The organism is Butyrivibrio sp., assembly GCF_024699075.1.
The window spans coordinates 1-11,450 of sequence record NZ_JAILQF010000294.1 but is presented as its reverse complement, the minus strand read 5'-3'; the positions used below and the strand labels follow the sequence as shown (position 1 = coordinate 11,450).

Annotated in this window: 11 protein-coding genes; all 11 read left to right on the top strand. The window is 39.8% G+C overall.

Features of this window, described 5'->3' with window-relative positions:
* Nucleotides 1–219: acyl carrier protein (gene acpP / locus K6G87_RS11955; RefSeq protein WP_296837524.1), on the top strand; the 219-nt coding region annotated here is incomplete at its 5' end.
* Between the two features lie 293 nt (nt 220–512).
* Nucleotides 513–1,349 (top strand): acetyl-CoA carboxylase, carboxyltransferase subunit beta, encoded by an 837-nt coding sequence (gene accD / locus K6G87_RS11950; protein WP_296837522.1) that lies wholly within the window; start codon nt 513–515, stop codon nt 1,347–1,349.
* Entirely contained in the window at nt 1,342–2,175 is an 834-nt protein-coding gene (locus K6G87_RS11945) for an acetyl-CoA carboxylase carboxyltransferase subunit alpha (protein WP_296837520.1), read from the top strand. The genes accD and K6G87_RS11945 overlap by 8 nt, the downstream gene beginning before the upstream one ends.
* A gap of 15 nt (nt 2,176–2,190) precedes the next feature.
* Nucleotides 2,191–3,153: a beta-ketoacyl-ACP synthase III gene (locus tag K6G87_RS11940; RefSeq protein ID WP_296837518.1), complete on the top strand. Its 963-nt coding sequence runs from the start codon at nt 2,191–2,193 to the stop codon at nt 3,151–3,153.
* A 62-nt stretch (nt 3,154–3,215) separates the two neighbouring features.
* Nucleotides 3,216–4,145 carry a nitronate monooxygenase gene (locus tag K6G87_RS11935; protein WP_296837515.1) on the top strand — a complete coding sequence of 310 codons (930 nt, stop codon included), beginning with the start codon at nt 3,216–3,218 and terminating at the stop codon, nt 4,143–4,145.
* 84 nt (nt 4,146–4,229) lie between these two features.
* Nucleotides 4,230–5,189 (top strand): ACP S-malonyltransferase, encoded by a 960-nt coding sequence (gene fabD, locus K6G87_RS11930; RefSeq protein ID WP_296837512.1) that lies wholly within the window; start codon nt 4,230–4,232, stop codon nt 5,187–5,189.
* A 22-nt stretch (nt 5,190–5,211) separates the two neighbouring features.
* On the top strand, nt 5,212–5,973 hold the full coding sequence (fabG, locus tag K6G87_RS11925; protein ID WP_296837510.1) for a 3-oxoacyl-[acyl-carrier-protein] reductase: 762 nt from the start codon (nt 5,212–5,214) through the stop codon (nt 5,971–5,973).
* A 191-nt stretch (nt 5,974–6,164) separates the two neighbouring features.
* Nucleotides 6,165–7,454, top strand: a complete 1,290-nt coding sequence (gene fabF / locus K6G87_RS11920; RefSeq protein ID WP_296837506.1) for a beta-ketoacyl-ACP synthase II — start codon at nt 6,165–6,167, stop codon at nt 7,452–7,454.
* Nucleotides 7,455–7,518: 64 nt separating this feature from the next.
* Nucleotides 7,519–7,983 carry a 3-hydroxyacyl-ACP dehydratase FabZ gene (gene fabZ / locus K6G87_RS11915; protein ID WP_296837503.1) on the top strand — a complete coding sequence of 155 codons (465 nt, stop codon included), beginning with the start codon at nt 7,519–7,521 and terminating at the stop codon, nt 7,981–7,983.
* 324 nt (nt 7,984–8,307) lie between these two features.
* A complete protein-coding gene (locus tag K6G87_RS11910) occupies nt 8,308–8,784 on the top strand; it encodes a MarR family transcriptional regulator (protein ID WP_022753328.1) in 477 nt (158 codons plus the stop codon).
* Between the two features lie 17 nt (nt 8,785–8,801).
* Nucleotides 8,802–11,060, top strand: coding sequence for a TerB N-terminal domain-containing protein (locus tag K6G87_RS11905; RefSeq protein WP_292164019.1), 2,259 nt, complete (start codon nt 8,802–8,804; stop codon nt 11,058–11,060).
* Nucleotides 11,061–11,450: the final 390 nt, after the last annotated feature.

The window sequence follows — 11,450 nt, the reverse complement described above, 5'->3', positions numbered from 1 at the left end:
GTTAAGAAGATTATTGTAGACACACTTGGCTGCGACGAGGATAAGGTTACTGAGGATGCTTCTCTTACAGAAGATCTTGAAGCAGATTCACTTGACCTTGTAGAGCTTCACATGGCTCTTGAAGATGCTATCGGAACAAAGATTCCTGATGAAGTTATCGCTAAGCTTGATACAGTAGGCAAGGTTGTTGCTTACCTTAAGGACAACAAAGTAGCTTAACTTAGATCTTATTTGTCCCTATACAATATCTAGGATATTTACTTCATTTGACTGCACACGGATCCGGATACATTGATCTTCACAGATACATGCTTCCCTATCGTGTGCATGATCATTTGAAGCAAAATGCAAATTTAATAAATATGAATGATTATTGAATAATAATTCATGTGTATCATATATCAATGAATATATTTTTATACATATTAAGTAAATTAAAAGTAAAATTTTAAAACAATAGATTTACTTAAGAACATATATTCAGATTTAAAATGTTGAAAGGACTTTATCTAATGAGTATACAGGATAAACTTTTCATTACATGTCCTTCATGTGAACGCAGACAGATGATTCCTAAATGGGAGAAGCTTCTTTATGTATGTCCTGTCTGTGGCAAGTACCTTCCTTTAAGTGCGCAGACACGTCTTAAGGCAGTATTCGATGCAGGTACTATGAAGGAGATGGATTCAAATATGTCTCCAGCAGATCCGCTTGATTTCCCAGATTATGAAGACAAAGTTCAAAAGCAGCAGAAAAAGACAGGCATGAAAGAATCAGCTGTCTGTGCAAGAGGACGTATCGGCGGAATTAAAGCCGTATGCGTAGTTCTTGATTCTCACTTCTTTATGGGATCAATGTCCAGCGTAGTTGGAGAAAAGGTTACAAGAGCAATAGAATATGCAACACAGAAGAAAAGACCCCTTATCATCTTCTCAGCAAGTGGCGGTGCCAGAATGCAGGAAGGTATCTACTCTCTTATGCAGATGGCTAAAACTGCTGATGCTATTGAAGAGTTTTCAAGACAAGGTGGTCTTTATATAAGTTACTTAACACACCCTACTACAGGTGGTGTCACAGCTTCTTTTGCCACACTTGGAGATATAACACTTGCTGAGCCAGGAGCCCTTGTAGGATTTGCTGGACCAAGAGTTATCGAACAGACAATAGGCAAAAAGCTCCCTAAGGGATTCCAGAGAGCTGAGTATCTTGAATCACACGGTTTTGTTGACAAGATAGTTGAAAGAAAAGATATGCGTGATACCCTGATCGATCTTTTGAAGCTCCACCAGGGAAGCGAAAATCACGGCATAACTCTTCTTCAGAAAAAGGAGGTAGCATTTAATGAATAAAAATCTATCACCACTTCAGCGCGTTTCTATTGAACGTTCAATTACAAGACCTCATATTGAAGACTTTATAGAGCACCTGTTTTCAGATTTCTTTGAGCAAAAGGGTGATCATCTTTTTGATGAAGACAAGAGTATTTTCGGTGGAATTGCCCGTTTTAACGGACGTCCAGTAACAGTTCTTGGTCATCACAAGGGTCATACTGTTCAGGAAAATATGGACTACAATTTCGGAATGCCTCGTCCTGAAGGCTATCGTAAGGCTCTTCGTATCATGAAACAGGCTGAGAAATTCCACCGTCCTATAATTACTTTTATAGATACACCAGGCGCTTATCCCGGTAAAGAAGCTGAGGAACACGGCCAGGGTGAAGCAATTGCAAGAAATCTTGCAGCTATGTCACACCTTTCTGTTCCTGTTATCACAGTAGTTACAGGTGAGGGTAACTCCGGCGGAGCTCTTGCAATAAGCGTAGCTAACAGAGTTATCATGCTTGAGAATGCAGTATATTCTGTTCTTTCACCAGAAGGCTTTGCTTCTATATTATGGAAAGATTCAGGAAGAGCTGAGGAAGCCTGCGAACTTATGAAGATGACTTCTTATGATCTTAAAGAGACAGGCTTTTGCGATGAGATCATTGAAGAGCCCGAAGGCGGTATGCAGGTAGACTCTGAAGATGTTTATGAGAAGCTTGCACTTTCTATAGAGAAAGCCCTTACAGCTTACAGAGGAATGAATGCCAAGGATATAATTGCCGACAGGCATGAAAAATACAGGAATATAGGTGAGGTAAAAGAGCCTGCATCTTTTTTCCGCAAAAAGGCCTGAAAGGAAAGTTAATTAATGCAGGGAATTAAATTACTATCGGTAGCCGGTTGTCATCCAAAAGCTAAAGTTACCAATGATGATCTTGCAAAGATCGTAGAGACAGACGATGAATGGATCTCAACAAGGACCGGTATACATTCAAGATATTTTTGCGAAGATGGAGAGACCTGTGTTTCCATGGCTATAGAATCTTCAAAAAAAGCCCTGGAAAGATCAGGAATATCCAAAGATGAAATAGGATGTGTCATTTGCGCTACTATTTCAGGAGATTATGCAACACCTTCAGTTTCATGCCTTGTACAAGAGGCACTTGAACTTCCGGAAGATATTCCGGTACTTGATGTAAATGCTGCATGCAGCGGCTTTATATATGCTTTGTGCGTTGCAAGAGGACTACTCGAAGCAAGTGATAAGAAATACGGACTTGTGATCGGAATGGAGCAGCTCTCGCGCCTTCTTGATATGACAGACAGGACAACCTGTGTACTATTCGGAGATGGAGGCGGAGCTTGTGTAATAGAAAGAGATGGGGAAACTCTTTTTCGTCAGGTCCTTGGCGCAAGAGGCGGCAAGGAAATATCCTGTCTTGGTGCAGGTAATGACAATAGCTACATTCAGATGGACGGCAAGGCAGTTTTCAGATTTGCAGTATGGGCTATGCCCAAATGCATAGATGAGCTTCTTGCTATCAAAGATGACCATGACATAACTCTTAGTGATATCGATCACGTTGTATGTCATCAGGCCAACTCACGTATAATCGATCACGTTGTCAAAAAGGCCAAGGAAGATCCATCCAAATTCTATAAGAATCTGGATCACTTTGGTAATACAAGCGCCGGTTCAATACCGCTTGCACTTTCTGAATTATACGAAGATGGAAAGCTCAAAAAAGGTGACAAGCTCATCCTTGTCGGCTTTGGCTCAGGTCTGACCTGGGGAGGAGTAATGTTAAGCTTTGAAGGCGGAGAAAGATGATGATTGTATCATCATCCAAAATCCAAATAATAAATTGTTCTTAAGAACACAAGAGGTAAGGTATGAATTATTTAAATAATATACTTGGAACAAAATATCCGATAATTCAGGGTGCTATGGCCAACATAGCAACAGGTGCTTTTGCAGCAGCATGTTCTAATGCCGGCGGCCTTGGAATTATAGCAACAGGAGGTATGACTCCTGAAGTTTTGAGAAAAGAGATTGAAGATGCAAGGAAGATAACAGATAAGCCATTTGGTGTAAATCTAATGCTTATGCATCCTCAGACTGAGGAATTCGTAAAGATAGTATGTGAAGAAAAAATTCCTTTTGTAACAACAGGAGCAGGTAATCCTGGTAAGTATATGGACAGTTTCAAAAAGGCCGGAATATTCGTAATGCCCGTTGTAGCAGCTCCTATACTTGCAAAGCACCTTGAAGACTGCGGCGCAGATGCAATTATTGCAGAAGGATGCGAATCAGGCGGTCACATAGGCGAGATGACAACAATGACACTTGTACCTCAGGTATGTGATATGGTCAATATCCCTGTTATTGCTGCAGGCGGCATTGCTGATAACAGACAGATGCGAGCAGTACTTGAACTTGGCGCTTGCGGTGTACAGGTTGGTACATGTCTTCTTGGATCAGTAGAATGTCCTATTCATGACAATTACAAGGATGCGATCATCAAAGCCAAGGGAAGTGACACAATCGTTACAGGACGTATCGGCGGAACTCCTGTAAGAGTACTTAAGAATAAAATGGCTCGTGAGTACGTTGCCCAGGAAAAAAAAGGCGCAACACTTGAAGAGCTTGAGAAATATACACTTGGTTCCCTCAGAAGAGCCGTATTTGAAGGTGATGTAAAGACAGGATCACTTATGACAGGTCAGACCTGTGGTCAGGTTACACAGATAAGACCTGTAGCAGATATCTTTGCTGATCTTTGCAAGGGCATTGATTTTAGTAAAGTTAAGGAAGCTATGTAACAGACAATAAATAAAACATAAATATATAAGTATTATTCTTTAGAGTTATATATCAAAGATTTATTTATTTTAGAAAGGATATATATGAAAACAGCTATATTATATGCAGGTCAGGGCGCACAGCATGCAGGCATGGGCAAGGATCTGTACGAAAAGTATTCAGCTTTTGCAAAAGAATTTGACAGTGCAATAGATACTCTTGATTTTGATCTTCACAAGCTTTGTTTTGAAGATCCTGATGGAGAACTTATCAAAACCCAGTATACTCAGCCATGTATGGTTGCTTTTGCTTGCGGTATGACAGCTCTTTTAAAAGAAAACGGCTTTGAAGCTGACTATGTTGCTGGTCTTTCACTTGGAGAGTATTCAGCACTTGAAGCTGCAGGCGTACTTTCTTCAAGACAGGCAATTGAACTTGCCGCTTTCAGAGGAAAGGCTATGGCCAAGGCTGCAGAAGGAATTAACTGCGGCATGAGCGCTGTACTTAACCTTGATGAAGATGTACTTAATGAGTGCTGCGAAAAAGCAAGCAAGGAAACAGGCGAAGTTGTCATGATCTGTAATTACAACTGCCCCGGTCAGCTTGTTATAAGTGGTCAGAAAGCTGCTGTTGATAAGGCTGGCGAGTATGCCAAAGAAGCTGGTGCAAAGCGTGTACTTCCGCTTTCCGTAAGCGGTCCTTTCCATACAAGCTTTATGCAGAGTGCGGGAGATGCACTTGCAGGTAAGTTCAAGGATATCTCTTTTAACAAGGAATCCATTACTGTTCTTTATGATTATCTGGGAAAAGAAAATGAAGAAGACCTTTCAATTGAAGATCTTCTTGTAAAGCAGGTTCAGAGCCCTGTTCGTATGGAAGCTATCATAAGACGTCTATTTGAACTTGGAGTTAGAGAGTTTGTAGAAGTAGGTCCGGGACATGCACTTACAGGATTTGTAAAAAAGACTGCAAAGGCTATCGGTATAGATGATTATGTTATCTACCCTGTAGAAACAGCTGCGGAATTTGAAGAAATGCTGTCTAAAAGAATGCTTAGTGCATAAAGATAAAGAAGAGGAATAACTAATGAGTGAAACAAAAAGATGTGCACTGATCACTGGTGGTAGCCGCGGTATAGGAAGAGCTATAGCTGTTTCTATGGCAAGTGAAGGATATGATCTTGTGATCGGATACGCAGGTAACAGCGCTAAAGCAGACGAAACAAGAGAGCTTTGCTTTAAAGCTGCTTCAGATAATAATAAAGAGATACGAGTTATATCAGTTCAGGCAGATGTATCTAAAGAGGATGGTGCTAAAGCCTTGGTAGAAGCTGCAATGAACGAATTTGGACGAGTTGACGTACTTGTAAATAACGCAGGTATCACAAGAGACGGTCTTCTTATGAGGATGAGCACTGAAGATTTTGATGATGTTATATCTACAAATCTTAAAGGTGCATTCCTTATGACAAGGGAAGTAACAAGGCCTATGATGAAGCAGCGCTATGGCCGCATCATAAACTTATCAAGTATTGTAGGTCTTCACGGTAATGCAGGTCAGATCAACTATTCTGCTAGTAAGGCAGGCCTGATTGGTCTTACCAAGTCTACTGCTAAGGAGCTTGCATCAAGAAATATTACCTGTAATGCCATAGCTCCCGGATTTATCAATACAGATATGACCAAAGAGATGACAGATGCTGCCAAGGAGGCAACCTTTGCTACTATCCCTATGAAGAAGGCAGGCGAACCTTCTGATATAGCAAATGCAGCTATTTTCTTAGCATCAGAGAAGTCATCCTATATCACAGGTCAGGTACTTGGCGTTGATGGCGGTATGGGATGCTGATATCTGTATAAGATATAGACTTTATTGATATATTTTTTTTATAACGAGCAAAAAGCGAAGCGTTTGCGAGTTTAACTTAACATATTAAAAAAACTTGATGTCAGTTTATTTAGAGTGGAATGATTGGCGTCTGATAACATTACTTAGTTTTTATTATTAATATTGGTTTTGAGAATTTAAAAGGAGTTTTTATGCGTAGAGTCGTCGTAACAGGAATAGGAACAGTTAACCCTACCGGTAATAGCGTCTTAGAGAGCTGGGATGCTATCAAAAACGGCAAGTGCGGAATTGGTCCTATAACTTATTTTGACACAACAGATTTTAAGGTTAAGGTGGCCGGTGAAGTTAAGGATTTCGATGTTTCAAAGCGTCTTAATAAGCGTGAAGCAAGACGTATGGCCCCATTCACACAGTATGCTTTGTATGCTGCAGAAGAAGCAATCCTTGATTCAGGTCTTGTAAAAGAGGGTCAGACAGATGCTGAAGGCAAAGAGATACCTTTTTATGAATCAAAGGTAAGTGAAGATGAAGCTGCAAGATGCGGTGTTATCATCTCAAGTGGTATCGGCGGAATCGGTATCATCGAGCAGGAACATACAAGAGGACAGGAGAAGGGATGGGAGCGTGTATCTCCTTTCTATATTCCTATGTCTATTTCAAACATGGCTGCAGGAAGAGTTGCTATAGCTCATGGTCTTAAGGGAATGTGTACATGTCCTGTTACAGCCTGCGCAGGTGGATCTAATGCAGTAGGCGATGCCTTCCACAGAGTAAGAGACGGTTATGAAGATGTTATGGTATGCGGCGGTGCTGAAGGATCTATAACTCCCCTTTCAATCGGAGGATTCTCTTCTATGACAGCACTCTCCTATTCTGAAGATCCTGCTAGAGCAAGTATTCCTTTCGATGCTGACAGAAGCGGATTTGTAATGGGTGAAGGAAGCGGCGTACTTGTGATCGAAGAGTTTGAGCATGCTAAAAAGCGTGGTGCTCATATCTATGCTGAGATCGTAGGATACGGTGCTAACTGTGATGCATACCATATCACTGCTCCTGACCCTGAAGGTAACGGCGCTGCAGATTGTATGAGACTTGCTCTTAAAGATGCCGCTATCGCAGCTTCAAATATCTCATCTATCAACGCACATGGTACATCAACACATCTTAACGATGCAGGCGAGACCAAGGCTATCAAGAAAGTATTTGGAGAAGATGCTTACAAGGTTCCTGTTTCAAGTACAAAGTCTATGACTGGTCACCTTCTTGGCGGCGCAGGCGGTGTTGAGGCAGTATTCTGTGTTAAGGCTGTAGATGAGGGATTCATACCTGCTACTATCGGCTACAAGAATGCTGATCCTGAGTGCGATCTTGACATCGTTCCTAACGAAGGAAGAAATGCTGATGTTAAGTATGCAATGAGTAACTCCCTTGGATTTGGCGGCCACAATGCGTGCCTTATATTCAAGAAATTTGAGGACTAAGCTGTAATATTACAGCTTAATGGTGGTAGTTGTTAATTTTTGAATTTAGTTTTGCGAGGTTATTATGTCATTACCAAAAGAACCAAGAGAAAATCCCAATATACTTTCTGCTAAAGAAATAGCAAAAATCCTGCCACACCGCTACCCTTTTGCTCTTGTAGATGTTATCGAAGATTATGAGCCGGGAGCGTGGGCTATTGGAAGAAAGTGCGTTACTATGAACGAGCCTTTCTTCCAGGGACACTTCCCGGGTGAACCTATAATGCCGGGAGTACTCCTTCTTGAAGCTCTGGCTCAGACAGGTGCTGTTGCTCTTCTTTCAATGCCTGAAAACAGGGGCAAGATCGCTCTTTTTGGAGGAGTTAATAAGGCACGTTTTAAGAAGCAGGTTGTTCCGGGAGATGTAGTAGAGCTTAAATGCGAACTCATCCGTCAGGAAGGTCCTCTTGGAATTGCAAGCGCCGAGGCACGTGTTGGTGGCAAAATTGCTGTTAAAGCTGAGCTTATGTTTGCTGTGTCTATGGACTGATGATCCCGAATTCCAGCCCGGCATTACAGGACGTAAAAAGGGAATGCCCAGAAGTACATGGACGTACTTCTATTCCCGACATTACAGGACGTAATAGGGGAATGTCCAGAAGTACATGGATGTACTTCTATTCCCTGCAAATATATAACTAAATGCTTTAAAAACAATTATTGTAAAGCTTCTTTTTAATCTTCAAAACTGTTATACTTGTAGTACAACAAATTTTTTAATTAACATGATAAATGAATTGTTCTATAACCATCGTCTTATGGCTATTGTTATAGAACGGTTCTTTTATGAGTTTTAGTATAGCAGGAGGCACAGATGGATAAGCTTGGCAAAGCTCTTTCAGACATTTACAGTAAATTCAGGATTCATTTTTATATGCAGATCTTTTCAAATTTTGAGACCCGTGAGGCTACTCTTACAACAGTTGAAACTTTCAGTATGGAATGTATCAGCGCTCTTAAGAATCCAACAATAGCTGAATTTGCTCATATGATGAATATTTCTGCACCTAATGCTGCATATAGAGTTAACAGTCTTTTGCAGAAAGGTTATATTGAGAAGATTCAGTCCAAGGAAGATCAGCGTGAATACCATATACGTCCGACCAAAAAGTATATAAATTACTCCAACATCTATGAGTCATATCTTAAGACTATAGATGAAAGATGCAAGGAACGCTTTTCTAAAGAGGACTATGACAAGCTTCAGGAGATGCTTAATATAATCGATACAGAACTTATGCCTGAGCTTAACTTAGAGCATATCAAGAAATCCTCCAAAAAGAGTAAATGACTTAAGAGAGAAGCTATATGATCCCTTCAGATTCTCTTCGTCATGAAATCCTAGAATATTCCCTTAATAAATATAATACAAAGCCAATATATCCGTGGACTCTGCTGCCTGAGTATGCAGTTCTCAGGCATGAGAGCTCACTTAAGTGGTACGCTCTTTTTATGAACGTGGACGGACAACGCCTGGGACTTACCCCCGGGCGTATTTATGATGTCATAGATTTAAGATGCCGCGAAGAGGACATTTCATCTTACCTTGGCAAAAAAGGTTTTCTTCCGGCGTATCATATGAGTAAGAAGGACTGGATCACGATACTTCTTGATGGAAGCGTTGATCTTGAAAAGATAATTGAGCTTCTTGATATAAGCTTTGAGATCACAAGGGATCATAAGGATTTATCATCTTCTTCAGAATATAATAAGTCTTTTGATATAAGTAATGATTCAAAGTATAACAGGTCTTTTTGTGCTGATAAAAATTATGACTATAATATATCAAAAGATATAGATATTCCGGCAAAGGTTACTTTTACAGGTACTTACAAGGATCAGCCCCTTTCTTTTGGCGGAAGAAGGCGTGCTGATGAAAGTCTCCCACCAATGATCGCCCAGATGAAGGAGCTTTATAATGTCCTTGATTCAAAACCGGGAGCTGATGGCTACTATTTCTATAAGCAGGGCAAATTCATGGAAGACTATGAAGAGCCTTATGACTTTCACGGAAGATTCACAAGATATTTCCCGACTTATCATGTTATGAATAATGATCAGCTGCAGGGATATTTTGACTTTAGAAGGCGCTTTAGAAACGGGGAGATAGATGCATATTCTTTATCAGGATCTTCTATTACTTCTTTATCCTTTATTTATGTATATTTATACGAAATATTATGTAATATTGGTATATCAGATCCTGAGGAAGGTTTTAGGAAGCTTTTGTATATAGACGAAGTATTCGGTGATAAGGATCCTTCGATGCACGAATATATACAGGATTGGCTTAAGGACTATGTGGTCTATTATAACCTTCCGGAGAGCCTTATAGATGGGGTCTATGACAAGAGCTTTGATGACAGCCTGTCTACTATTTTGACATATGAAAACTATATAAGGGATATAAAAGACGATAAAATAAGTTCGCCTTCAGAAAATATCATAAATGATAATAAAACATCCAAAGATCCCGGTGTTGGATTATCAGAAGATGATGTACATAAGATCTTTGAAGCCATAGATGCATTGTCCTCTTATAGTCTGAAAGGATCACTTTTTTACAAAAAAAATCCTAAAGACATGGAAGAGGTCACTGTAAGAGCATATAGGAATGTATCGCTCTTCTATCAGGAACACAATAAGCCCATGCTCCTTGAAAAGTGCTTTGGGGCAAAGGGCGTGTATCCATATCACATGTTCAGGAAGGCTATATTCTATGATCATATCCACTATGAAGATTATGAATATGTCTTTAGTGATGCAAGAATCTATAGATGCAGGGACGGCCACTGGAGCCTTGAAACCTTCTACAAGGCTGATAGTAAGAGCAGCGACCTTGGCGCTATCTGCAAAGAGATAGACAGGATCTGCCGTAGGAAGTTCTCCTTTGGACATCCCTTGCAGCAAAAGCTCAACCTCCCTCTTATAATCCAGGCTATATCTGATGCTGCAGATACTTATATCAAGGAAAAAGAAGAAGCTGCTAAGCCTAAGATACACATAGACTTTGGCAAACTCTCCGGAATCAGAAAAGACGCTGCATACACTAGAGATCAGCTTATCACCGAAGAAGAAATGTCTGATGAAGATGAGTTTATGAAGTTTGAAGATGAAGTATCGGTAGATAATGAAACTAAAGCAGGATCAAATAACAACGCTTCAGTATATGATTATAAATTACAACCAAGTGAAAATGATAATAATATCAAGGATGATATTACTGAAGATGATATTTCTAAAGACTATATTTTAAAGGGTGATGTCTTTAACGACCAAGCATCTAATGATAATGATGCTAATAATAAAGCTGTAAGTAATGATCAGCCATCCGGTAACTTACTTATCAGTGAACATCAGATGAATATTGTTAATCTCCTTCTTGCAGGCGGAAATGTCATTGAATATGCTGCATCTAATCATCTAATGTTAGCTATAGAGATAGATGCAATCAACGAAGCATTGTACGATGAAATAGGCGATACTGTCATAGAATTCGATGGGGATACACCTGAACTTGTTGAAGATTATATAGATGATATAAAACAAATCCTTGGGATTAGATAGTAGATGAAATGATGTAAAGGTATAATTCTAGGTTTTATATCCTAATCTTTTAAAGAATTTTAGAATGTTTTGGAAGGGTTATATTCCAAGAGAACTAAGTCGCTGCGCGACGGCCTGCCAAGGCTGTGACGCAGCGTTTTTCTTTTAAAAAAGGCGGTAGATAGTGTTTCCTAAAAGGAGTATTGTTTAAGTTACCACACAAAAACAAAACCACTACTTCCGCCTATGAAAAGATTAACATTTTCTGTTTTTCTTCACAACTCTTTACTGCTAAGAGTTCGCCCTCCTCCGGAAGAATGTTTTTGTTACTGAAAACATTTAATTCTGGAGGATTTTTATGAATAACGAAATTAGAAAGCAACTCAAAGAGGAGTGCTTTATCAGAAATTT

Excerpts from the sequence above, each read along its gene's own strand:
- accD (WP_296837522.1), top strand. The coding sequence starts at position 513 with ATGAGTATACAGGATAAACTTTTCATTACATGTCCTTCATGTGAACGC.
- K6G87_RS11945 (WP_296837520.1), top strand. The coding sequence starts at position 1,342 with ATGAATAAAAATCTATCACCACTTCAGCGCGTTTCTATTGAACGTTCA.
- K6G87_RS11940 (WP_296837518.1), top strand. The coding sequence starts at position 2,191 with ATGCAGGGAATTAAATTACTATCGGTAGCCGGTTGTCATCCAAAAGCT.
- K6G87_RS11935 (WP_296837515.1), top strand. The coding sequence starts at position 3,216 with ATGAATTATTTAAATAATATACTTGGAACAAAATATCCGATAATTCAG.
- fabD (WP_296837512.1), top strand. The coding sequence starts at position 4,230 with ATGAAAACAGCTATATTATATGCAGGTCAGGGCGCACAGCATGCAGGC.
- fabG (WP_296837510.1), top strand. The coding sequence starts at position 5,212 with ATGAGTGAAACAAAAAGATGTGCACTGATCACTGGTGGTAGCCGCGGT.
- fabF (WP_296837506.1), top strand. The coding sequence starts at position 6,165 with ATGCGTAGAGTCGTCGTAACAGGAATAGGAACAGTTAACCCTACCGGT.
- fabZ (WP_296837503.1), top strand. The coding sequence starts at position 7,519 with ATGTCATTACCAAAAGAACCAAGAGAAAATCCCAATATACTTTCTGCT.
- K6G87_RS11910 (WP_022753328.1), top strand. The coding sequence starts at position 8,308 with ATGGATAAGCTTGGCAAAGCTCTTTCAGACATTTACAGTAAATTCAGG.
- K6G87_RS11905 (WP_292164019.1), top strand. The coding sequence starts at position 8,802 with ATGATCCCTTCAGATTCTCTTCGTCATGAAATCCTAGAATATTCCCTT.